This window comes from Mycobacterium sp. (genome assembly GCF_965277065.1).
In the GTDB taxonomy this organism is placed as follows: Bacteria; Actinomycetota; Actinomycetes; order Mycobacteriales; family Mycobacteriaceae; genus Mycobacterium.
Genome location: NZ_CBDIBT010000019.1, coordinates 471042 through 493556 on the forward strand (window position 1 = coordinate 471042; position 22515 = coordinate 493556).

A 22515-nucleotide genomic window follows, 5' to 3' on the forward strand; every position below is an offset into this window, starting at 1 on the left:
AGCGCGTGTTCCCAGATCAGTGGGGCACGCACAGACTCGTCGTGGATGATGGAGTCGTGACAGACATCAAACGGGGGGGCGCCGCGCGCAACGCGAAGCTGGCCGGTCTCGCCGGTGGCATCGCAGGCCGTACGGCACTCGGGTTCGGCAAGCGGCTGGCCGGTAAATCGCAGGACGAGATCAACGCCGAGCTGATGGAGAAGGCCGCCAAGCAACTCTTCACGGTGCTCGGCGAGCTCAAGGGTGGCGCGATGAAAGTCGGCCAGGCCCTGTCGGTGATGGAAGCCGCGATCCCCGAGGAGTTCGGCCAGCCCTACCGCGAAGCGCTGACCAAGCTGCAGAAGGACGCGCCGCCGCTGCCTGCCGACAAGGTGCACCGGGTGCTGGACGCGCAGCTGGGCACGAAATGGCGTCAACGGTTTATCGAGTTCAACGACACCGCGGTGGCCTCGGCCAGCATCGGTCAGGTGCACAAGGGGGTCTGGGCCGACGGCCGTGAAGTCGCCGTCAAGATCCAGTACCCCGGCGCCGACGAAGCGTTGCGGGCTGACCTGAAGACGCTGCGCCGGATGATCAGCGTGGTCAAACAGCTCGCTCCGGGCGTGGACGTCGAAGGCGTCGTCGACGAGCTGATCGAGCGCACCGAGATGGAGCTCGACTATCGACTCGAAGCCGAGCATCAGCGCGCCTTCGCCAAGGCCTACGAGGGCGACCCGCACTACCTGATCCCGCGCGTGGTGGCCAGCGCCCCCAAAGTCGTGGTCCAGGAGTGGATCGAAGGCATTCCGATGGCGGACATCATCCGCGAAGGCACCGTCGAACAGCGTGATCTGCTGGGAACTCGGTTGTCCGCCTTCATCTTCGACTCACCGCGCCGGATCGAGATGATCCATGGCGACGCCCACCCGGGCAACTTCATGCTGATGCCCGACGGGAAGATGGGCGTCATCGACTTCGGCGCCGTCGCTCCCCTGCCGGGCGGATTTCCGGTCGAGCTCGGAGCGACGATCCGGCTGGCCCGCGACAAGAACTACGATCTGGTCCTGCCGACGATGGAAAAAGTCGGGTTCATCCAGAAGGGCCAGCAGGTGTCGGTGCACGACATCGACGAGATGCTGCGCCAATACGTCGAGCCGGTCGAAGTCGAGGTCTTCCACTACACGCGTAAGTGGTTGCAGCGCATGACATATCGTCAGCTGAATCAGGGTGTCGCGCAGATCAAGACGGCGCGACAGATGGATCTGCCCCCCAAGCTGGCGATCCCGATGCGGGTGCTTGCCACGTCCATGGCGATCCTGTGCCAGCTCGATGCGCACGTGCCGACCCAGAAGCTGTCCGAGGAGCTGGTTCCCGGGTTCGCCGAACCCGAGACGGCCACCGCCTGAAGCTGCTCGTTCGCAACAGTTTTCGGGTTCTACGCGGCAATTTTGCGGGGGCGCCCCCGAGGGCGTTTGCGACTTACGACCGAGCCGCGCTCGAGAATCTCACCGCCCCACACCCCCCACGGTTCAGCGCGGTTCAGCGCCTCGGCCAGGCACGCGCGTCGGATCGGGCAGTCGGTGCACAGTTCCTTGGCGCGTTCGAGATCGGACGGGCTGTCAGCGAACCACAGGTCGGGATCGCTGACGTGACACGGCAACTCCGGCTGCTGATCCTCGGGATCTGGTTCCGTCGTCATGTCGTTCGTACCTGCTTCCTGGTCTGGTGGATTCCGGACCAGTGGCGGGTGCTCAACCAAAGAAATTGGCCACGGATCCTGGTGACTTCGGGTCCGTGGCCATCTGGCGAGATTGCGGGCTTCCTACGTGGGTAGTGCCCCAATCCACGGACGCTGGGTCTTGTCGGCGGCGACGTGCTTATGCGCGGCCGCCGAAATGGCGGCATGGGCGGAGCCAGCGTCGCGGGCCGGACGTACATCGAATACGTTCACGGTGATCATGAGGGCTCCCTCCCTTCGTCTAGGCGCGCGGTTGTGCGCATTGAGGCTAAATCGTACCAGCGCATCCGGGCAAGCGATTTTCTGACCTGGCCTTATGGTGGCGACCCGCTGCACCCGGCTTCGTCGCGCTGGCGATCGCCACTGCGCTTTGGTGGCTTTAGCCGCGGCTGCGGACAATCTCCAGGACATCGGGGCCGAATTGCTCGAGTTTGCGAGCACCGATGCCCGGGATGGCGACCAACGCGGCGTCGTCGGTGGGCAGCAGCTCGGCGATCGCGATCAGCGTGTTGTCGGTGAACACGACGTAAGCCGGCACACTCATCTCCTTGGCGGTGCGCAGCCGCCAGTCTTTGAGTTGGAGCAGCAGCTCGTCGTCGATGTCGGCGGCGCAGGTCTCGCAGCGGCGGAGCATGATCGCCGCCGGGGTGCTCAGCTGGTTGTTGCAGATCCGGCAGCGTGACGCCGGCGCGTTCTTTCGTCGCGGCCGGTTCGGCGTCGGGTCAACCTGCGTCTGCGGCGACAGCCCGTTGAGGAATCGTGACGACTTGCGACCCTGACGCCCGCCCGGGTTGCGGGCCAGCGCCCAGCTGATCGCCAAATGCACTCGGGCCCTTGTAATTCCGACATAGAGCAGCCGACGTTCCTCTTCGACGGCCTCGCTTTCGCCGCCGTGGGCCAGCGCGTGCGAGATGGGCAGTGTGCCGTCGGTCAAGCCGACCAGGAACACCGCGTCCCACTCCAGGCCTTTGGCGGCGTGCAGCGACGCCAGCGTGACTCCCTGGACGACGGGTGGGTGACGGGAGTCGGCACGGGTCCGTAGCTCGGCCACCAGCTCGGGCAACTCCAGCGACGGTCGAAGGGCGATTTCCTCGTCGACCAGATCGGCCAGTGCTACCAACGCTTCCCAGCGTTCCCGGGCCCGGACCCCGGCCGGGGACTCGGCGGTCAGGCCCAGTGGTTCGAGCAGGCCGCGGACCACCTCGGATAGCGGGCCGTCCGCCTCGCGGTTGGCCGCCCGCTGCAGCGCCAGCAGGGCCTGCCGAATCTCCTGGCGGCTGAAAAAGCCCTCGCCGCCGCGGACCTGATAGGCGATGCCCGCCTCTGTCAGCGCCTCTTCGTAAGCCTCGGATTGCGCGTTGATCCGATACAGCACGGCGATTTCCGAGGGCGGTGTGCCGGCCGCCACGAGCCGCGAGATCGAGGCCGCGACCGCGGCGGCCTCGGCGACCTCGTCGGGGTAGTCGCGAAACGTCGGCTCCGGCCCGGGATCCCGCTGACCCACCAGGTGCAGCTTGCTGCCGGCCACCCGGCCGCGGGCGGCGGCGATCACCCGGTTGGCCAGCGACACCACCTGCGGCGTGGACCGGTAGTCGCGCTCCAGCCGGACCACGGTTGCGTCCGGGAATCGCCGGGAGAAGTCCAGCAGGTAGCGCGGCGAGGCCCCGGTGAACGAGTAGATGGTCTGGTTGGCATCGCCGACGACGGTGAGGTCGTCGCGGTCGCCCAGCCATGCCGACAGCACCCGCTGCTGCAGCGGTGTGACGTCTTGGTATTCGTCAACGACGAAGCAGCGGTAGCGATTTCGGAATTCTTCGGCCACCGCGGCGTCGTTCTCAATCGCAGCCGCGGTGTGCAGTAGCAGGTCGTCGAAGTCGAGTAGCGCAACGCCGTCCCCGCGGGCCTTCAGCGACTCGTAGGCGTGGTACACCGCGGCGACCCTGGCGGCATCCAGCGGAACATCGCGAGACGCCGCGGCCACTGCGTCGGGGTACTGCTCGGGAGAGATCAGCGAGGCCTTGGCCCACTCGATCTCACCGGCCACGTCGCGGACGTCGTCGGTGCTCAGCTTCAAACCGGCGCTGGTGGCCCCGCGGGCGACCACGGCGAACTTGGTGTCCAACAGTTGCCAGCCGGTGTCACCGACGACCCGCGGCCAGAAGTACCGCAGCTGCCGGTGCGCGGCGGCGTGGAACGTCACCGCCTGCACCGAACCGACGCCGGTCTCCGAGGCCGCGCCCAGCGCCCGCAATCGTGTTCGCATCTCACCGGCCGCACGCTGCGTGAACGTCACCGCCAGCACCTGGCCTGCACCGACGTGTCCGGTCGCGACCAGCTGGGCGATGCGGTGGGTGATCGTGCGCGTTTTTCCTGTTCCCGCCCCCGCCAGCACGCAGACCGGGCCGCGCGGAGCCAGCACGGCCTCGCGTTGCTCGTCGTCGAGTTCGGCAATCAAGGAGTCGGTGTTGGCACTGATCGCCGGCATGGCGTCCATCTTGGCAGCGATCACTGACGTACGTCTGGCAGCGCCGCGGCGCGGCATGAACGCAAACACAGGTTATGTTGTGCGGACTATGACTAACGCTTCCATCACCATGTACAGCACGCAGTGGTGTGGCTACTGCCATCGACTCAAGACGGTGTTGAAGTCCGCGGGAATCGCCTACGACGAGGTCGACATCGAGCAGGATCCCGCCGGGGCGGAGTTCGTCGGGTCGGTCAACGGCGGCAACCACGTCGTACCGACGGTGAAGTTCGCCGACGGCTCAACGCTGACGAACCCAGGCGTCAACGAGCTCAAGGCCAAGCTGGCCCAGTTGGCAGGTTAGGCCTCAGCCCACGATTCGACGATCACCCGCGCGATCGACACCGATCCCGGCAGCAGGAGCCTGGATTCGGAGTCGCTGCTCCAGTCGCCGAGGGCCAGCGCGGCGCGGATTTCGTCGCGGGTGAACCACTCGGCTTCGGCGATTTCGCCGTCGTTGAATGCGAACGGCTCCGCGGGGTCGGCGATCGCGTGGAAGCCGATCATCAGCGACCGCGGAAACGGCCAGGGCTGGCTACCCAGGTAGCGGATGTCGCTGACGTTGAGCCCGATTTCCTCGTGGATTTCGCGGGCGACGCAGGTCTCGAACGACTCTCCTGCCTCCACGAAACCGGCGAGAAGCGAAAACATCCGGTCCGGCCAGACCGTCTGACGAGCCAGTACCGCGCGGTCACCGCCGTCGTGCACCAGGCAGATGATCGCCGGGTCGATGCGCGGGAACTCCTCGTGCCCGGTGACCGGGTTGACCCGCGCCCAGCCCGCCCGAACCGGTGTGGTCGGCGAGCCGTCGATCGAGCTGAACCGGGAGCTGGCATGCCAATTCAGCAGGGCCGCGGCCGCCGACACCAACTGCGCACCGACGTCGTCGAAAAGCTGACCGGCCCGCCGCAAGTCGGCGACCTCGGCTTTGAGGTCGGGGTCTTCGGGCGATTCCAGCGGACCGTGCACCGCCCACACGTGGCGGCCGTCAGCGAGACAGCCCAGGAACACCGCGTCCGCCGGCGGCTTGTCGGCCAGGTCTTTCGCCTTGCCCAGCAAGACTTTTCCGGCGGCGACCATCACCTGGTTGCGCGAATCCAGCCGCAGCAGCGCCGCGTCTGGCCATCCGGCGGCGGCGGCCTCGACATCGGTGCGCACCTGGTCGGCTCGATCGGCGCCGGTGCGCGACAGCAGCGGCACGGCCTTCAATTGAAAATCCACCTAGGACAACTCCTTGTGACGACCCGCTGCGCCCGGCTTCGCCGGGCTTGCGATCGTCACGTCCTCCTTGTGGCGACCCGCTGCGCCCGGCTTCGCCGCGCTTGCGATCGTCACGTCACTTCCCCGTGTTGCGGACAAAGAGCAGCCGGTCGCCGGCCTCGATAGCGTCGGCCTCCTGTGCGTCGACGCGAAGCAGCCGGCCGTCGCGGACCACACCGAGCACGATGTCGGGCAGATGCCGCGGAGAGCCGCCGAGTTCGGCCTGCTCGACCTCGCGCTCGCCGATGGCAAAGCCATGCGACGGGGTCAGCAGGTCGTCGATCATCTCGACGACGCTGGGCGTGGTGGTGGCCACCCCGAGCAGCCGGCCCGCTGTCTCGGACGAGACGACGACCGAGTCGGCGCCGGATTGCTTGAGCAGATGCTGGTTTTCGGCTTCGCGAATCGACGCCACGATCTTGGCCTTGGGCGCGACCTCCCGCGCGGTGAGAGTGACCAGCGTTGCGGTGTCGTCGCGGCCGGTCGCGACGATGATCGCGGACGCGTGCTGGGCCGAGGCGAGCCGAAGGACGTCGGATCTGGTGGCGTCGCCGTGCACAGTGACGAGGTCGGCGGCGGCCGCGTGGTCGAGGGCTGATTGGTCGATGTCGACAATGACGAAGTCCTTGCCGGCCGCTTCGTCCCCGCACATCGCGCTGACCGCTGTTTTGCCTTTGGTGCCGTAGCCGATGACGACCGTGTGGTTGCGCACTGAGCTCCTCCAACGCTGAATCTTCCAGGCTTGCCGGGACCGCTCGGTGAGCACCTGGAGGGTCGTGCCGACCAACACCACGAGGAACAGGATCCGCAGCGGCGTAAGTACCAACACGCTGATCAGTCGGGCGAATTCCGTGTACGGGGTCAGGTCGCCGTAGCCGACGGTCGTCAAGGACACGGTCGCGAAGTAAAGGCAATCCAGAAACGTCAGCTGTCCGCCGCGGACGTCGGTGTAGCCGTTGCGGCCGAGGTAGACGGTGATCACCGCCGCCGCCAAGGCCAACAGTGCGACGGCGATGCGTCGCATAATCGCCCGCACCGGGCTCAGTTGCACCTCGGGGACTCGCACCACGCCGACGAGTGCGTAGCCGGGCTGGGCGGTCAACGTCTCGTCGAGATCGCGTTCCCGAGGTCTAACTTTGACCACTCTTCATTGGCTCGACCGGACGCACGACACAATGTAACCATGACCGCCATCACACACAGTCCGCAACGGGACGCCAGCCAAACACTCGCCTACCGGATCGCGCCGATGCTGTTTGGCATCGGCACCCTCCACTTTGTGGCGCCGAAGCCGTTCGACGACATCATCCCCGTCGAATTGCCCGGCAGTGCGCGGTTCTACACCTACGCATCCGGCGTCGCAGAGCTCGCTATCGGCGCCCTGCTGCTGCCGCAGCAGACCCGGCGGATGGCGGCGTTGGCGGCGGCCGCATTGTTCCTGGCGGTGTTCCCGGGCAACGTCAATATGGTCCGGTTGTGGTGGGGCAAGCCGTGGCCGATGCGCATCATCGCGCTGGCCCGGCTGCCGTTGCAGATTCCGATGATCACCACCGCGCTCAAGATCGCGCGCAACTCTTAAGCCTGGGCGAGCATTTCGGCAAGCTCGTCGTGGCCCGGCAGCGTCTGCGGGACAACCGACCTCCCGGTTCGCACGTAGTGAAAAGCCGTGCGCACCAACGACTCCTGGCATCCGCTCAGCGCGGCCCACGCCAGTCGGTAGACGCCGAGCTGGATAGCCGCGTGCCGGGCGGCCTCCGAGCCGCGTGGCTGCTCGCCGGTCTTCCAGTCCACGACCGTCGCGCCACCGTCCGGCTCGGAGAAGACCGCGTCGATGCGACCGCGGATCACCGTCCCACCGATGGCCATCTCGAACGGCACCTCGACGGCCACCGGCGTCCGCGCGGCCCACGGCGAGGCCAGAAAGGCATCCTGCAACGCGGCGAGCTCGTCGGCGTCGCGCTGCGCGATCGCGGAGTCGGCGGCACCGGGCAGGTCAGCGAGGTCAAAGAGCCGTTCGGCGCCGTAGAAGCGCTCGACCCAGTCGTGAAAGGCGTTGCCCAGCAACACATGCGGTTCCGGTCGCGCGGGTAGGCGGCGGGCGAGCCGCTGCGCCGCATGCTCCGGATCGCGAGCCAGGTCCACCAGGCTGCTGACCGACAGACCGCTGGGTAGCGTTGCCGCCGGCTGTTGTCCGGCGCGGGCACGCTCCTGCAGCAGAGCGTCGACGTCGGCCGCCCAGTCCTCGGCGTCGTCGTCGGCGCCCGCGGTGGGTGCGGCCGCCGACATCGCGGCGGAGACCAACGCGGCCCCGCGTTGAACATCGGCCCTCCGATCGCCCAGCGGGTCGACAGGCCAGTTGGTCTCGCGAACGTTGTCGCGCAACGGATTTTGGTCACCGCCTGCGGGGGCGGGCGCCCAGTGTTCGATCACGCCGCACGGTTGGCCGGCGTCAGCGGACTGCTCGATGATGTCCTTGAGCTCGCACAGAAAATCCGATGGCCCACGCGGCTTGATGCCGGTGGCTGCCCAGTGATGGCCCGACAGCAGCAGTGTGTCCTCACAGCGGGTGATGGCGACATACAGCAGCCGGCGCTCTTCGTCTATGCGTCGTTGTTCGAGCTGGGCCCGGTGAGCAGAGATCATGTCCGACAACTGCTTTCGATCGGTCACGTCCGAGGTATCGAGTACCGGCACGCCGTGCAGGCTGTCGGCGGAACGGTCGCCACGCAGCAGCGGCGGGAGATCGGCGGCGTCGGTGAGCCAGGTGCGGGCTTGCGCGGTAGACGGGAACAATCCACCCGACAGGTGCGGCACGGCGACAATTTGCCACTCCAAACCCTTTGCGGCGTGGACGGTCAGCACCTGCACCCGGTTCTGTGCAACGACGACCTGAGCCGGCGCCAGGCCGTTCTCGACAACCGCGGCGGCGTCCAGGTAGGACAGCAACCCCACGACGGAGGCGAGGGAATCGGTCGCCGACGACCGTTCGGCGTAGCCGTTGACCACGTCGGCGAAGGCGTCGAGCTGTTCGGTGCCAGTCCAGCCGCTGCCGAATGATGTCGCACGGACCTCGCAGTCGACGCCGAGCAGTCGGCGCACCTCGGCCACCAGATCGGGCAGCGGGTGTCCGAGGTGGCCGCGCAGCATGCTCAGCTCGTCGGCGAGCGCCGCGATACGCCGATACCCCTCCACTGAATAGGCGTTGGCCGGTCCCGGGTCGGCGAGAGCGTCGGCCAAACCCGCGGAATCAGCCTGCAATCCGGCGCCTTCCGCGATCCGCTCCGCCGCGCTTGCGATCGCCACTGCCTGATGGTGGCGACCCGCTGCACCCGGCTCCGCTGCGCTTGCGATCGCCACTGCTCGCCGCCACAGCGCCGCGATGTCACGGGCGCCGAGCCGCCAGCGGGGTCCGATGAGCACCCGAATCGCGGCCGCGCCGGCGGTGGGGTCAGCGACCAAGCGCAGCATCGCGACCACGTCGGCGACCTCGGAAACTGACAGCAGCCCGGCAAGTCCGACGACTTCCACCGGGACGCCGCGGGCGCGCAGGGCGGCGGCGATCGGTGCGGCATCGGCGTTGCGGCGCACCAGGACTGCGGCGGTCGGCGGTGCGACGTCGTCGGCAGCGGCCTGCTGGTAGCAGCGCTGCAGATGGTCGGCAACCCAGTCCCGTTCGGCGAGAACATCCGAGAGAAGAGCGCAGCGCACGGTGCCGGCGGCAGCGTCGGGCCGCGAACGAAGCGCGTTGACGGCGACCGACCGTCGTCGCGCATCGGCGGAGACCGCGTTGGCCACATGCAGGATGGTCGGCGGATTGCGCCAGCTGGTGCTCAACTCAAGCACAGGCGCGGGGCTGCCGTCGGACATCGGGAAGTCGGTGGTGAACCGCGGCAGGTTCGTCGCCGACGCGCCACGCCAGCCGTAGATGGACTGGATCGGATCGCCGACGGCGGTCAGCGCCAGTTGCTCGTCGACTCCCCCGCCGAACAACGACGACAGCAGCATGCGCTGGGCGTATCCGGTGTCTTGGTATTCGTCGAGCAGCACCACCCGGTACCGGCTGCGCAGCTGTTCGCCGACCTGCGGGACCGTCAACGCCAGCCTTGCCGCGCAAGCCATTTGGCTGCCGAAGTCCATCACCTTCTCCGCCAGCATCCGACGATGCAGAGCATCGACCAGCGGCACCAGTTCGGCGCGCTCGGCTTGGGTGGCGAGCATGCGCAGCAGCCACTGGCTGGGCCCACGATCGCGCTGGTAGCGGCCCGCGGGCAGGGTGTGCACCAGCCGCTCGAGCTCGACGTGGGTGTCGCGGACCTGGCCGGTGTCGACCAGATGCTCGGCCAGCTGACTCGACAGCCGCAGCACCATCGCGGTCACCGAAGCCGGGTTCCGCTCGGTCCGCAGCTCCCCGCCGTATCCGTTGACGACGTCAAGAGCCAGCTGCCAAAGTTCTGTCTCGCTGAGCAACCGGGTGTCGGGTTCGATCGGTTGCGCGCTCTCCGTCGCGCCGGGCGACAACAGACCGTATTCGCGCAGCAGTTGACCGGCGAAGGCGTGGTAGGTGCTGACCACCGGCGTGCCGATGGGTTCGCCGGCCGACGGGCCCGGTTCACCACTGACGGCCAGACCGGTGCCGCTGAGCCGGGCCAACCGCGACCTGACGCGGCGCAGCAACTGCCCTGCTGCCTTGCAAGTGAACGTCAGGCCCAGCAGCTGACCGGGATCGGCGTAGCCGTTGGCCACCAGCCACACCACCCGGGCGGCCATCGTCTCGGTCTTGCCGGCACCGGCTCCCGCGATCACCACCAGCGGCCCAGGCGGAGCGGCGATGACCGCCGCCTGCTCCTCGGTTGGCTCGAAAAGGCCTAGTGCGCTAGCCAATTCGGCTGGACTGTAGCGCACCGACGGTGCCGCCGTAACAGTCATACCGCTCCCTCTCCGTCGATGCCGGTCTGAGCCGGGCAGCTGGGCCGCAGCGGGCAGTGCGAGCAGCCGTCGTTGATCCGGGCGATGAACTGCGGGCCGGCCGTCGCTCCGGCGGCGTCGCGGATCCGGTCGCGCCAATGCTCGCGCGCTTCCGGAGTCAGCGGGTCCTGTTCGCGCTCGGTGGCGCCTGCCGAGCCCGTCTTACCCAGGTAGACCAGCCGACCGCCGCCGGGTTCGTCGCCGTGGTTCAGGAGACCCTCGGCGACCGCAAGCTGGTACGCCGCGAGCTGGGCGTGCCGCTGCGCGTCGTCCTTGCTGACCGGTGTCTTGCCGGTCTTGACGTCGACGATCACCAGCCGGCCTTCGGCGTCGCGCTCGATGCGGTCGACCCGGCCACGCAGCCCGACACCGCCGTCGAGGACGCCGTCGACGTCGACTTCGACACCGACCTCGGTCAGCTCGCCGCGGGTCTGCGCGCGCCAGGCCAGGAACGTCTCGATCATGCTCCGGTGCCGGGCCAGCTCATTGTCCGCGTACCACCGTGATTCGAACGGTAAGTGCTGCCAGGCCCGCTCGAGGGCGGCGAACAGTTCGAACTCACTGCCGGCCGGCTCGGCGATCAGCGCGTGCAGCACCGAGCCGACGGTCGAACTCAGGTCGCGCAGGTCGGTCCCGCCGTGGCGCTCGGCCAGCCAGCGCAGCGGACAGTCGGTCAACGTCTGCAAGCTCGACGGCGTCAGCGTGACGACATGATCTGGGTGGTCTTCCCTACTCCACATCGGCTCGGTGGTGCTCACCGACGACATGCCGTACCAACCGGCCGGATCGGCGCCCGGCACGCCCGCTTCGGCCAGACGAGCCAATTGCCGTGCTGCGCAGCTGCGCATCTCTTCGCTGACCGACGCCTGCGGCGCGCAGACCACGCCGCGCAGCCGGCCCACCACCGCGTTGGCCGACAGCACCCGCGGCCCGGCGACCGGCGCAAGCGCGGCCCCCGACCCCGCGGCGTCGGGGGCACTGGTGGACCACTGCGCGATTTCGGCGAAGAACGACGACGGCATGCTGACCTCGTCACCGCCGCCGGCCTCGCCGTCGACGGCCGTCACCAACAGCCGCATGCGGGCTCGGCCCATGGCGGCGACCAGGAGGCGCCGCTCCTCGGCCAGCAGCGGCGCGCGCATCGAGGCGTTCTCCGTTACGCCGTCGAGGACGTCCAGCAGACGCTGGGTGCCCAGCACACCGCCACGCGGAATGGTGTTGGGCCACAACCCGTCCTGCAAGCCGGCGATGACGACGAGATCCCATTCCCGGCCGAGCGCCGCATGCGCGCTGAGCACCGCGACCTGCTCTCCGGCGGCCGGATCGGGGCCGACGGCGCGCAGCTGCTCGGCCAGCAGGTGATCGATCAGACCGCGCAGCGATGCGCCGGCGGTTCGGGCCAGGTATTGGTCGCATGAGTCGAACAACGCGGTCACCGCATCGAGATGCCGGCCCGCCTGGACGCCGGCGGCGCCACCACGCTCCCACGCGGTCAGCCAGCGGCGCTGCAAACCGGAACGCTGCCACGCAGCCCACAGTGTGTAGCGCGGATCCTCGCCGCGCCGGTGCGAGCCCGCCGCGGCATCCAGCACCGCGCGAACCCGCTCCAACGGCTTGCCCTGGGCGGCGGGAAGCCGAGCCGAGGTGTTGCCGTTCAGCGCCTCGACCAGCAGGTCGCCGAACTGCGTTGCCGCGCCCTCGATGCCGGCTCGTCGCAGCGTGCGTCGCAACTGGCGAAGCGACACCGGGTCGAGGCGACCGATCGGGCCGGTCAGCAATGAGACTGCCTGCCCGCCGTCCAGGCCGTCGGCCGTCGCGGCCAGCACGGTCAACAACGCGTGCGCGGCGGGCTGCGCACCCAGCGAACCGGTGAGTGGCGGCGCTGCTACCGGAATGCCGGCCCGCGCCAGAGCGTGCGGCAGGCCGGCCGCCGCCCGCGGTACCGATCTGACGACGACAGCCATCTGCGACCACGGCACGCCGTCCACCAGGTGGGCGCGCCGCAGGTAGTCGGCGATCATGGTCGTCTCCGCGTGGGTGGAGGCGGCCAGTTTCACCAGTACCGAGCCGGGATCGTCGCCCAAGCCGTCGATTTCGCCGCCAGCGCTGAGTCGGCCGGCGATACCCGAGACAGCCTGCGCCACGGCCGGAGCGCAGCGGTGCGAGGTCCGCAAAGTGATCGACGGTGTGCCATCGCCCAGCAAGGCCGCCGGCTCCGCGCCGCGGAAGCCGAACACCGCCTGATCCGGGTCACCGGCGAGCAGCGTCACGTCGGCACCAGCGGCCAGCACCCGAACCAGCAGGGCGGCCTGCGGATCGAGTTGCTGGGCATCGTCGACGAGCAGCACACCGATCCGGGCACGCTCGGCGGCCAACAACTCGGCGTCGACGGCGAGAGCCTCCAGCGCAGCGCCCACCAGTTCGGCGGCCCCGACCGCCGGCGTAGTCGCCCGCGGACCGGCCGTTCCGACCGCTGCGCGCAGCAGCATCACCTGCTCGTAGTTGCCTGCAAAGCGGCCCGCGGCAGTCCATTCCGGGCGGCCCGACAGCCGACCCACCCGCTCCAGTTGCGCGGGGTCGACGCCGCGTTCGGCGCACCGGGTCAGCAGCTCGCGCAGTTCCGCGGCGAAACCCTCGGTGCCCAGGGCCGCCCGTAATTCGGCGGGCCACGCCTCGGCGCCATCGGTGAGCTCACCGTCCAGCAACTCGGCGATGATCGCGTCTTGTTCGGCGCTGGTGACCAGCCTGGGCGGTGGGCCGCCGGCGCGCTGCGCCGCCAGCCGCAGCACCGCGAACGCGTAACTGTGCACGCTGCGCACCATCGGTTCCCGGATGACCGCGAAGTGTGCACCGGCGTCTTGCGAACCCAGCAGCCGTGCCGTCAGCGCGTTGCGTGCCTGCGCCCCAATGCGACCCGAACCCGTGAGCAGCAGAACCGATTCCGGATCGGTGCCCGCGCCGATTCGCGTGGCCGCGACATCGATCAGCAGCGAACTCTTGCCGGTGCCCGGCCCGCCGAGCACGCGCACCGTTCCCCGCAGACCGGGATCGAGGACGAGGTGGGCTTCCGGGCCCCAGTGGTAGGACATAGCGGAATGACACCACGGGGGTCTGACAAGTTGAGGCCCGGCCGTGAGAGGGCGATCGCCGGACTGGCACCATCTAACCCGTGATCCGCCTGAAGGTGCACCGCTTCGGCCCGCCCGGCCCGGTACGGCTGCTGGCGCTGCATGGGCTCACCGGGCATGGTCGGCGTTGGGGGCACCTGGCCAACCGCTACCTACCCGAGATCTCCGTCGCCGCACCAGATCTGATCGGACACGGCCACTCGTCGTGGGACGCGCCGTGGACGATCGAGGCCAATGTCGCCGCGCTGGCCGCACTGCTCGAGCACGAGGCCGACGAGCCCGTCGTCGTGGTGGCGCACTCGTTCGGCAGCGCGGTGGCCCTGCAGTTGGCGGCGGCCCATGCTGACCGGATCGCCGGACTGGTGCTGCTTGATCCGGCCGTCGGATTGGACGGCGCCTGGATGCTCGAGATCGCCGATGCCATGCTGGCCTCCCCCGACTACTCCGATTCCGGCGAAGCTCGCGCGGCGAAAACCAACGGCTCCTGGGCCGGCGTGGATTCGGCCGTAGTCGATGCCGAACTCGACGAACACCTCGTGACGCTGCCGGACGGCCGGTGCACCTGGCGACTGAGCCTGCCAGCGATGATGGCCTACTGGAGTGAACTGGCTCGCGAAATTGTATTGCCACCCAAAGGAATTGGGACCACGCTAGTGCGGGCCGCGTGGACGTCTCCGCCATATGTCACCGACCGCCTCGTCAGGGATCTGCGCGCACAGTTGGGCCAGGACTTTCGCCAGCTGACCTTCGAATGCGACCACATGATGGCCGAGACCAAACCGGCCGAAGTCGCCGCGTTGATCCGCGAGCGGATGGCCTGACCTTGGCGCCGGTGACCGACGATCAGGTGGAACGGGTGCGGGCTTTGGTTGCCTCGATACCTGCGGGCCGCGTATCGACTTATGGCGACATCGCTGCTGTCGCAGGGCTTTCCAGTCCACGCATCGTCGGATACATCATGCGCATCGATTCGCTGGACCTGCCCTGGCACCGGGTGATCACCGCATCGGGGCGACCCGCAAAGCATCTGACCACACGACAGCTGGAATTGCTTCGGGCAGAAGGGATTCTGTCGAACGACGGCAGAATCCCGCTCGACGAGGTCCGCTACGCCTTTACCGACTAGTGGATTGAGTCCCGGTTAGAGGATCAGCCGCACCAGCGCGGCGGTGCGCGCCAGACCCGGGAAGGCAGCAGCCGTCGAACGCGGGTGCAACGCGTGCACAGCCAGCCGGAACATCAATGCGCGCAGCAACATCTGCGGCCATTCTGGTAGCGCGTTCCAGCGGTCGAGCAGACCTTCGTCCGCTCCGCCCCACGACAACGCGTCGACGACAACCACTCCCGCGGCCCACGACGCGGGCCGCCAGTAGGGCGTGATGTCGGTGATTCCCGGCGCGGCGGCACCGGCGAACAGCACCGTGCCGTACAGATCACCGTCGACAAGCTGGTTGGGGCTTTTGGTCGGGCGGCGCAGTGAGGCAAGCTGATTGATCAACTCGACCGACCGCTGTCCGTCCGCGGTGGGCGAGGCCGTGCGGGCGGCCGCCGGTACCGACTGCAGCGGCCGCTCTTCCCACGCGGCCCGGTCGGCGGCGATGAAGACGTCGACATCGGCCCACGGCGCCGTCGGCCCCTGAGTCAAAAATCGTGGCCGTTCCAGCTTGCCGGTGGCCTCGTGCAACCGCACCGCTGCCGAGACCACCTCGTCATGGCGGGGCTCGGGCTGGCCGGCCACGAAAGTGTCTGCTCGCCAACCCGACACCACGTAACGTCCGTCGGTCGAGCGGACCGGCCGGGCCAGCCGCACGCCATCGACGAACAACGTCTCGCGGACCCGCGCCGACCACGCGGCGCGGGCATTCTCGGCGACCATCGACAGCACCACCTCGCCGCACCGCCAGCCGCCCTCCCAGGCAGCACCGAGGGGGATCGGTTCGACACCGCTCAAACCGAACGCCGACAGCACGTGCTCCGGCGGCGGGTCGACACTCACGCGGTTAGCCTAATCGGGCCCAGCGAAGTCCCGGGACTAGACACGAACTCGCAGAGCCGCGTGGCGGATCAGTACATCACCATGTCGGGCTGCATCTGCTGCGCCCACGCCACGATGCCGCCACGCAGGTGCACCACGTCGGCAAACCCCGCGTCGCGGACGGCCACCAACGCCTGTGCCGAGCGCACACCCGTCTTGCAATAGAGGACCGGCCTGCGGTCCGGGGGCAGCCTGGTCAGGCCGTCGCCGGAGGCGATCGAGGAACTCGGAATCAACTGAGCCCCGTCGATGTGGTTGATGTCCCACTCGGCCGGCTCACGCACATCGATCAACGCAATCTGCGCGCCGGATTCGAGCAGGTCACGCAGCTCACGGGGCGTGATCGCGGAGTCGTCGGCGGGCTCGGACACGAACCCGCAGAATTCGTCGTAGTCGATCAACTCAGTGATCGCCGGCGTGGCGGGGTCCTTGCCGACGGCGATGGTGCGGTAACTCATCGCCAGCGCGTCGTACATCAGCAGCCGGCCCAACAGCGGGTCCCCGATGCCGGTGATGAGTTTGATCGCCTCAGTACCCATCACCGACGCGATCGAGGCGCACAGCACGCCCAGCACCCCGCCTTCGGCGCACGACGGGACCAAGCCCGGCGGCGGCGCGTCGGGGTACAGATCGCGGTAGTTCACGCCGCGGCCGTCCGGCGCGTCTTCCCAGAACACCGACACCTGCCCTTCGAACCGGTAGATCGATCCCCACACGTACGGCTTGTGGGCCAGCACCGCGGCGTCGTTGACCAGGTAGCGGGTGGCGAAGTTGTCGGTGCCATCGAGGATCAGGTCGTAATGCTCGAACACCTCGACGGCGTTGCGCCGGTCAAGCCGGACCTCGTGCAGGCGGACGCACACCAGCGGGTTGATCTCGGCGATCGAGTCGCGCGCGGACTGTGCTTTGGACCTGCCGATATCGCTAATGCCGTGGATGATCTGACGCTGCAGATTCGACTCCTCGACGACGTCGTCGTCCGCGATGCCGATCGTTCCAACCCCGGCCGCGGCCAGGTAGAGCAGGGTGGGCGCGCCGAGACCGCCGGCGCCGATCACCAGCACCCGCGCATTCTTGAGCCGCTTCTGGCCGTCGATGCCCAGCTCGGGGATGACGAGATGGCGACTGTAGCGGGCCACCTCGTCGGCGGTCAGCTCGCCGGCCGGCTCGACAAGCGGTGGTAACACCCCACCGAGGCTAGGCGAAATTGCCCGGCTCCTTCTCAGAACGCGCTGCGTTCTGCATCGTCGCCCGGCTAGGCGATCGGGTACGGCCAGGGATTGAACCGGCAGGTCTTGCCGTCCGGTTTCACGTAATCCGGGTCGAACTTCGAGTTGTCGTCGTCGGAGGTGGAGAACGTTTGCTGCATCATGATGGGCGCCAGCCCGCCTTGCTTGTCACACGGCTCGTGGCGCAGGTAGCCGATGGCGTGGCCGACCTCGTGGTTGATCAGGTACTGCCGGTACGAGCCGATGTCGCCCTGGAACGACAGTGCCCCGCGCACCCAGCGTGCCTCGTTGATGAACACCCGCGGCTCGACCCCGGCCCCGTAAGACGGGTTGTAGCAGGACGTCTCGAGCGGGAACTCGTACCCGCAGCCCTCGCGAACGGTCATCGGTGAGCTCAGCGAGATGCGGATATCGGGTTTGGCTTTGCCATTCCCGTCGACCCTGACGAAAGCGAACTGCGCGTCGTGGGTCCAGCTCTTCGGGTTGGCCAGCGTCTGGTCGACCATGGCGGCGAAGGCGTCGTCACCGCCGAAGGCGACGGGGTCCATCCCGTTCTCGACCTCGACGGTGTACTTGAAGACCTTCGCCGTGCCCTGGCCGAACTGCGGCGTAACTCCCGGGACGACCTGCCACGATTTGGCAGCGGCACCGCTGAACGGGCCGCCGTTGGGCAGCATCCCGGTCGGCAGACTGGCGTCGTATTGGGTCAGGCCGCGGGGCGGAGCGTCGATGATCACCGTGCCCACGGCGCCGATCTTCGGCGGACCCTGTAGCGGATGCTCGGACGCGGGCGCGGTCGCGCTCGTCCCGGTGACGGTCTGATAGAGCACCACGCCGGTGACGGCGACCAGCACCGGCAGCGCGTAGGCGCGCCAGCCGTAGGTGGAGACGAAGCGTCCCAGCCAACTCTGCTTGCGCCAGCGACTGGTGTCGCGATTCGACCGGACCCGCCCGGGGCCACCCCACGCGAGCGGATCCCGCTGGGCGCGCAGCGGTTCGCGCCAGTCGTCGCGAAGAACCGGTGTCCGGTTGCCCCCGCGCCGCTCGGGGTCGAAGGTCACATTCCCAGAATGGCACAGCACCTGCTAGCAGGGACTCTCGGCGCGCCAGAGGGCGCCGGCGAGACGTTGCCATGGCGACATTCATGCCGCAGGCTGACGAGTCAAAATCCGTGCGGGTAGTAGTGTCGTTGCGATCAACCGCGCATTGTTTCAGACCGGCGCGATGACAAGCAGCAGATTGAGGAATGGATGAGCGATCTCGCCAACGCCGCGGGAAGGAGTGGGGTGAAACCCGCCACTCCTGGTCGCCGCGGGAACCGACTGCCTCGTGACGAGCGTCGGGGCCAGTTGCTCATCGCCGCCAGCGACATTTTCGTCGACCGCGGCTACCACGCCGCCGGCATGGACGAAATCGCCGAACGCGCCGGGGTCAGCAAACCCGTTCTCTACCAACACTTTTCGAGCAAGCTGGAACTGTATCTGGCGGTCTTGCAGCGGCACGTCGACAACCTGGTGTCGGGTGTGCGCCAGGCGCTCCGAACCACGACCGACAACCGTCAGCGGCTGCGGTCCGCCGTCGGGGCGTTCTTCGATTTCATCGAGCACGACAGCCAGGGCTACCGGCTGATCTTCGAAAACGACTTCACCACCGAACCTCAGGTCGCCGCGCAGGTGCGGGAGGCCACCGAGTCATGCATCGACGCGGTCTTCGACCTGATCAGCGCCGACTCCGGTTTGGACCCGCACCGCGCCCGGATGATCGCGGTGGGCTTGGTCGGGCTCAGCGTCGACTGCGCCCGGTACTGGCTGGATGCCGACCGCCCGATCGCCAAGGACGATGCCGTTGACGGCACCGTAGTGTTCGCGTGGGGCGGCCTGTCACACGTGCCGCTTACCCGCTCTTAGCGGCGACGCTTCCGATTCCGAAGCCGACGCGACGCGAGTCCGCGGCGCCGATCTCGACGTAAGCGATCCTCGCCGAGTTGACCACGAAGCGACGGCCCTTGTCGTCGGTCAGTGCGAGCACGTCGGAGCTCTTGCCCAGCGCGCCGGTGACGAGATCTTCGACCTCGCTGGGGGTTTGCGCGGTGTTGAAGACCAGCTCGCGCGGACTGTCTGTGATACCGATCTTGACCTCCACGAGCCGGCCCCTTCCCAATCCTCGTTAGTCGATGCTTCGACAAGGCTAGTGGACGCTCGGTGAGGGCGCGGAAAGCCGGTCACCGCCAGGGATTCGCGGGCGCCGGGGAGACCGGTCTCCGTTGGCAAATCGTGACCTGACACGCCCGCCTCGCCGGCTGCGGCAGACAGTCACATCGCTAACATCTGCATCATCAGCACCACCGATTACCTGGGCAATGAGCTCCAGGATTACCCCGATGACGCCGTCGACGACATCTACGCCGACGGCGATGACTCGTGGACCGATGGGCGCTGGCGTCCGATCGCGGCCGTGGCCGGGATCATTTTCGTGCTCGCCGTGATCGCCAGCGTGGTGATCGTCAACGGCGGCGACAGCTCCTCGACCTCTGCGACTGTGGTGGTGCCGCCGAGTCGAAGCACCGCACCTCGGCTGGTACCGGCCTTGCCGCCCGAGACGGTGACCACCGTGACGCCGTCGTCGCGACCGCCCAGCCCGACCGCCACCAGCACCGTGCCCCAGACCCTGCCGCCGGTCGCAGCGCCCCCGGTGCCGCCGGACGTCGCCGCTCGCACCTTCGTCTATCGGGTGACCGGCACCAAGGGCCTGCTCGATCTGGTCACCGTCGTCTACACCGACGCGTCGGGCGCGCCGCAGACCGATTTCAACGTCTCATTGCCGTGGTCGAGGACCGTCGTCCTCAATCCGGGGGTCGGGATGCGATCCGTCGTCGCGACCAGCCTGACCGGGCGCCTGAACTGCTCGATCGCCGACGGCGTGGGTGAGGCCATCGCGATCTCGACCAGCAGCACGATGTTCGCGACCTGCAGCCGCTAGGCCGGGCTAGGCGAGGCCCAGTTCCCGCACCCGCTCGTCGTGCGTGCGCTGCAGGCGGTCGAAGAACCCCGCGAGCTGCGTCAATCCGTCGGACTTCGACACCACGAGGTCGACTAACTCGTCGTGTTCGGCCAACACGTACTGGGCCTGGGTGATCGCTTCGCCGAGCAACCGGCGCGACCACAACGCCAGCCGACTGCGCTGCTTGGTGCTCCGGGACACGGCCGAGCGCACTTCGGCGACGACGAATTGGGAGTGCCCGGTCTGGGCCATCACCGAGCGCACCACGTCGGCGACGTCATCGGGCAGCACGTCGGCGATCTCCAAGTAGAAATCCGCCGCCAGCGCGTCACCGATGTAGGTCTTGACCAACGCCTCCAGCCAGGTGCTGGGCGTGGTGAGCCGGTGATAGCCGTCGAGCGCGGAGGCGTACTTCGAGATCGTCGGCACCACGTCGACACCGCGGGTCTCCAGGGCGTCGTGCAGTACTTCGTAGTGCGCCATCTCGGCGGCGGCCATGCTGGCCATCGAGATCCGCCCCCGCAGATCCGGCGCCATCTTCGCTTCTTCGGTCAGCCGGTAGAACGCCACGACTTCGCCGTATGCCAGCAGCGAGAACAGCTCGTTGACCCCGGGATGGTCCGCCGGCAGCCGTGACGGAGGCGGATCGGCCCGCTGGTCGCCCGACGAAAGCTGTGTCATGGCACCCACTCTAGGGGTCGGATGCGGCGACCCGCTGCGGGCGGCCACGCCGCCCTGGCGATCACCGACGAGGGTCGGATGCGGCGACCCGCTGCGGGCGGCGACGCCGCCCTGGCGATCACCGACGAGGGTCGGACGCGGCGACCCGCTGCGGGCGGCGACGCCGCCCTGGCGATCACCGACGAGGGTCGGACGCGGCGACCCGCCCGCGCGCGAAACGCCGCGAATCGGGTCAGCGGCTGCCTACCAGCTACAATCGAGCCAGGTAATGGTGGTCGATCCGTACCGCCTCTGCCTATGCAATGTGCGTGCACGCAGTTGGCCCGCCTCAGAAGCGCAGGGCCCGCGAATCGGAAACGTATCCGAAAGTCAACTGGTGCGCGCGTGACCGCAACGATTGACCAATCGAATACGACCCCGAAAGGCATACGTGTTTCACGCATGACTCCACTCATCACACCTAACCGAGCCGCAGCCGAATCCACCTTCGCCGACCTCGGCGTCCGCGAAGAAATCGTCCGCGCGCTCAGCGAAAAGGGCATCGAGCATCCGTTCGCCATCCAGGAGCTGACCCTGCCGCTCGCCCTCACCGGCGACGATCTGATCGGACAAGCCCGCACCGGAATGGGTAAGACTTTCGCCTTCGGCGTGCCGCTGCTGCAGCGCATCACCACAGCCGGCCCGGACCGCCCGCTCAACGGAATTCCCCGCGCACTGATCGTGGTGCCCACCCGCGAACTCTGCCTGCAGGTCTACGGCGACCTGTCCACCGCGGCCAAATATCTGAGCGCCGACGACGACCGCAAGCTCTCCGTGGTCTCCATCTATGGCGGACGGCCCTACGAGCCGCAGGTCGAGGCGCTGCGCGCCGGCGCCGACGTGGTAGTCGGCACGCCCGGTCGGCTGCTCGACCTGGCCCAGCAGGGCCACCTGCAGCTCGGCGGCCTGTCCGTACTGGTGCTCGACGAAGCTGACGAGATGCTCGACCTGGGCTTCCTGCCCGACATCGAGCGGATTCTGCGCCAGATTCCCGACGAGCGGCAGGCGATGCTGTTCTCGGCGACCATGCCGGATCCGATCATCACGCTAGCCCGCACGTTCATGAACCAGCCCACTCACATCCGGGCAGAGGCGCCACACTCCTCGGCAGTGCACGACTCGACCAAGCAGTACGTCTACCGCGCGCACGCCCTCGACAAGGTCGAACTGATCAGCCGGGTACTTCAGGCTCGCGGACGCGGCGCCACCATGATCTTCACCCGCACCAAGCGCACCGCTCAGAAAGTCGCTGACGAACTCGCCGAGCGTGGTTTCGCCGTCGGCGCTGTGCACGGAGACCTGGGCCAGATCGCGCGCGAGAAGGCCCTGAAGCAGTTCCGCGGCGGCGATATCGACGTGCTGGTCGCCACCGACGTCGCGGCCCGCGGCATCGACATCGACGACATCACCCACGTGATCAACTACCAGATCCCCGAGGACGAGCAGGCCTACGTCCACCGCATCGGCCGGACCGGACGGGCCGGTAAGACCGGTATCGCCGTCACCCTCGTGGACTGGGACGACCTGCCTCGGTGGACGATGATCGACAAGGCCCTCGGCCTGGACTGCCCTGACCCCGCCGAGACCTACTCCAACTCGCCGCACATCTACGTCGAGCTGGACATCCCGACCGAGACCGGGGGCTCCATCGGAGCGCCGAAGAAGTCGCCGGTGAAGCGCACCGCATCGAGCACCCGCAGCAACGACGAGCCCGCCCCGTCGCGCAACAACAACCGCCAGCGCCGCCGCACCCGCGGGGGCCAGGCAGCGACCGGGCACTCCGCCACCAACGGCAAGGCCGACACGGATGGGTCGGCAACGGCCGCAGGCAATTCCGACGCCGCGTCCGGCGACGCCACCCGTGCGCGGCGCCGTCGCCGTCGTCCCCGCGCGGGCACCAAAGCTCCCGCAGCCCCCGCCAACTGACCCGTCGAGCT

20 protein-coding genes are annotated in these 22515 nt (G+C 68.2%); 8 read left to right on the forward strand and 12 right to left on the reverse strand.

Annotation, left to right across the window (positions count from 1 at the left end):
* Positions 1-41 precede the first annotated feature (41 nt).
* Positions 42-1385 (forward strand): macrolide-binding ATPase MABP-1, encoded by a 1344-nt coding sequence (locus ACQY5A_RS19415; protein ID WP_428341958.1) that lies wholly within the window; start codon positions 42-44, stop codon positions 1383-1385.
* A 29-nt stretch (positions 1386-1414) separates the two neighbouring features.
* Here the strand turns inward: ACQY5A_RS19415 and ACQY5A_RS19420 are convergent, their stop codons facing one another.
* The 3 genes from ACQY5A_RS19420 to ACQY5A_RS19430 form a co-directional block, all read right to left on the reverse strand.
* Entirely contained in the window at positions 1415-1678 is a 264-nt protein-coding gene (locus tag ACQY5A_RS19420) for a WhiB family transcriptional regulator (RefSeq protein ID WP_428341959.1), read from the reverse strand.
* A 123-nt stretch (positions 1679-1801) separates the two neighbouring features.
* Entirely contained in the window at positions 1802-1939 is a 138-nt protein-coding gene (locus tag ACQY5A_RS19425) for a hypothetical protein (protein WP_428341960.1), read from the reverse strand.
* Between the two features lie 157 nt (positions 1940-2096).
* Positions 2097-4202 carry an ATP-dependent DNA helicase UvrD2 gene (locus tag ACQY5A_RS19430; protein WP_428341961.1) on the reverse strand — a complete coding sequence of 702 codons (2106 nt, stop codon included), beginning with the start codon at positions 4200-4202 and terminating at the stop codon, positions 2097-2099.
* Between the two features lie 88 nt (positions 4203-4290).
* On the opposite strand from ACQY5A_RS19430, the gene ACQY5A_RS19435 reads away from it, so the two are divergent.
* Entirely contained in the window at positions 4291-4545 is a 255-nt protein-coding gene (locus tag ACQY5A_RS19435; RefSeq protein WP_428341962.1) for a mycoredoxin, read from the forward strand.
* On the opposite strand, the gene nudC is transcribed toward ACQY5A_RS19435, so the two are convergent.
* Together nudC and ACQY5A_RS19445 are read right to left on the reverse strand one after the other, a co-directional pair.
* The gene (gene nudC, locus ACQY5A_RS19440) at positions 4542-5462 is read right to left on the reverse strand and encodes an NAD(+) diphosphatase (protein WP_428341963.1); all 921 of its coding nucleotides are present in this window, start codon (positions 5460-5462) and stop codon (positions 4542-4544) included. The genes ACQY5A_RS19435 and nudC overlap by 4 nt on opposite strands.
* A 115-nt stretch (positions 5463-5577) precedes the next feature.
* Positions 5578-6645, reverse strand: a complete 1068-nt coding sequence (locus tag ACQY5A_RS19445) for a potassium channel family protein (protein WP_428341964.1) — start codon at positions 6643-6645, stop codon at positions 5578-5580.
* 39 nt (positions 6646-6684) lie between these two features.
* Here ACQY5A_RS19445 and ACQY5A_RS19450 point away from each other — a divergent pair, with 39 nt between their 5' ends.
* Positions 6685-7080: a DoxX family protein gene (locus tag ACQY5A_RS19450; protein WP_428341965.1), complete on the forward strand. Its 396-nt coding sequence runs from the start codon at positions 6685-6687 to the stop codon at positions 7078-7080.
* Here the strand turns inward: ACQY5A_RS19450 and ACQY5A_RS19455 are convergent.
* Both ACQY5A_RS19455 and ACQY5A_RS19460 read right to left on the reverse strand, forming a co-directional pair.
* Complete coding sequence (locus ACQY5A_RS19455; RefSeq protein WP_428341966.1) at positions 7077-10427, reverse strand: ATP-dependent helicase; 3351 nt, start codon at positions 10425-10427, stop codon at positions 7077-7079. The genes ACQY5A_RS19450 and ACQY5A_RS19455 overlap by 4 nt on opposite strands.
* Entirely contained in the window at positions 10424-13555 is a 3132-nt protein-coding gene (locus ACQY5A_RS19460; RefSeq protein ID WP_428341967.1) for an ATP-dependent helicase, read from the reverse strand. The genes ACQY5A_RS19455 and ACQY5A_RS19460 overlap by 4 nt, the downstream gene beginning before the upstream one ends.
* 83 nt (positions 13556-13638) lie before the next feature.
* On the opposite strand from ACQY5A_RS19460, the gene ACQY5A_RS19465 reads away from it, so the two are divergent.
* Positions 13639-14415, forward strand: a complete 777-nt coding sequence (locus ACQY5A_RS19465) for an alpha/beta hydrolase (RefSeq protein WP_428343239.1) — start codon at positions 13639-13641, stop codon at positions 14413-14415.
* Between the two features lie 2 nt (positions 14416-14417).
* Positions 14418-14720 (forward strand): MGMT family protein, encoded by a 303-nt coding sequence (locus ACQY5A_RS19470; protein ID WP_428341968.1) that lies wholly within the window; start codon positions 14418-14420, stop codon positions 14718-14720.
* 15 nt (positions 14721-14735) lie between these two features.
* On the opposite strand, the gene ACQY5A_RS19475 is transcribed toward ACQY5A_RS19470, so the two are convergent.
* The 3 genes from ACQY5A_RS19475 to ACQY5A_RS19485 form a co-directional block, all read right to left on the reverse strand.
* The gene (locus ACQY5A_RS19475; RefSeq protein ID WP_428341969.1) at positions 14736-15590 is read right to left on the reverse strand and encodes a TIGR02569 family protein; all 855 of its coding nucleotides are present in this window, start codon (positions 15588-15590) and stop codon (positions 14736-14738) included.
* A gap of 68 nt (positions 15591-15658) precedes the next feature.
* Positions 15659-16816 (reverse strand): adenylyltransferase/sulfurtransferase MoeZ, encoded by a 1158-nt coding sequence (moeZ, locus tag ACQY5A_RS19480; protein WP_428341970.1) that lies wholly within the window; start codon positions 16814-16816, stop codon positions 15659-15661.
* A gap of 68 nt (positions 16817-16884) precedes the next feature.
* Positions 16885-17919, reverse strand: a complete 1035-nt coding sequence (locus ACQY5A_RS19485) for a DUF3152 domain-containing protein (protein ID WP_428341971.1) — start codon at positions 17917-17919, stop codon at positions 16885-16887.
* Positions 17920-18108: 189 nt separating this feature from the next.
* On the opposite strand from ACQY5A_RS19485, the gene ACQY5A_RS19490 reads away from it, so the two are divergent.
* Entirely contained in the window at positions 18109-18765 is a 657-nt protein-coding gene (locus ACQY5A_RS19490; RefSeq protein ID WP_428341972.1) for a TetR/AcrR family transcriptional regulator, read from the forward strand.
* Here the strand turns inward: ACQY5A_RS19490 and ACQY5A_RS19495 are convergent.
* Positions 18752-19000 carry a DUF3107 domain-containing protein gene (locus ACQY5A_RS19495; protein ID WP_428341973.1) on the reverse strand — a complete coding sequence of 83 codons (249 nt, stop codon included), beginning with the start codon at positions 18998-19000 and terminating at the stop codon, positions 18752-18754. The two genes, ACQY5A_RS19490 and ACQY5A_RS19495, sit on opposite strands and share 14 nt — an antisense overlap.
* A gap of 312 nt (positions 19001-19312) precedes the next feature.
* Between ACQY5A_RS19495 and ACQY5A_RS19500 the strand changes: the two genes are divergently transcribed.
* Positions 19313-19837 carry an MmpS family transport accessory protein gene (locus tag ACQY5A_RS19500; RefSeq protein WP_428341974.1) on the forward strand — a complete coding sequence of 175 codons (525 nt, stop codon included), beginning with the start codon at positions 19313-19315 and terminating at the stop codon, positions 19835-19837.
* Positions 19838-19843: 6 nt separating this feature from the next.
* Here the strand turns inward: ACQY5A_RS19500 and ACQY5A_RS19505 are convergent, their stop codons facing one another.
* The gene (locus tag ACQY5A_RS19505) at positions 19844-20539 is read right to left on the reverse strand and encodes a ferritin-like fold-containing protein (RefSeq protein WP_428341975.1); all 696 of its coding nucleotides are present in this window, start codon (positions 20537-20539) and stop codon (positions 19844-19846) included.
* 453 nt (positions 20540-20992) lie between these two features.
* Between ACQY5A_RS19505 and ACQY5A_RS19510 the strand changes: the two genes are divergently transcribed.
* Complete coding sequence (locus tag ACQY5A_RS19510) at positions 20993-22504, forward strand: DEAD/DEAH box helicase (RefSeq protein WP_428343240.1); 1512 nt, start codon at positions 20993-20995, stop codon at positions 22502-22504.
* The last annotated feature ends 11 nt before the right edge of the window (positions 22505-22515 follow it).

What these genes read in the sequence shown, in the direction of transcription:
- ACQY5A_RS19420 (WP_428341959.1), bottom strand. Translation starts at nt 1,678, where the DNA reads ATGACGACGGAACCAGATCCCGAGGATCAGCAGCCGGAGTTGCCGTGT.
- ACQY5A_RS19425 (WP_428341960.1), bottom strand. Translation starts at nt 1,939, where the DNA reads ATGATCACCGTGAACGTATTCGATGTACGTCCGGCCCGCGACGCTGGC.
- ACQY5A_RS19430 (WP_428341961.1), bottom strand. Translation starts at nt 4,202, where the DNA reads ATGCCGGCGATCAGTGCCAACACCGACTCCTTGATTGCCGAACTCGAC.
- ACQY5A_RS19435 (WP_428341962.1), top strand. Translation starts at nt 4,291, where the DNA reads ATGACTAACGCTTCCATCACCATGTACAGCACGCAGTGGTGTGGCTAC.
- ACQY5A_RS19450 (WP_428341965.1), top strand. Translation starts at nt 6,685, where the DNA reads ATGACCGCCATCACACACAGTCCGCAACGGGACGCCAGCCAAACACTC.
- ACQY5A_RS19455 (WP_428341966.1), bottom strand. Translation starts at nt 10,427, where the DNA reads ATGACTGTTACGGCGGCACCGTCGGTGCGCTACAGTCCAGCCGAATTG.
- ACQY5A_RS19460 (WP_428341967.1), bottom strand. Translation starts at nt 13,555, where the DNA reads ATGTCCTACCACTGGGGCCCGGAAGCCCACCTCGTCCTCGATCCCGGT.
- ACQY5A_RS19490 (WP_428341972.1), top strand. Translation starts at nt 18,109, where the DNA reads ATGAGCGATCTCGCCAACGCCGCGGGAAGGAGTGGGGTGAAACCCGCC.
- ACQY5A_RS19505 (WP_428341975.1), bottom strand. Translation starts at nt 20,539, where the DNA reads ATGACACAGCTTTCGTCGGGCGACCAGCGGGCCGATCCGCCTCCGTCA.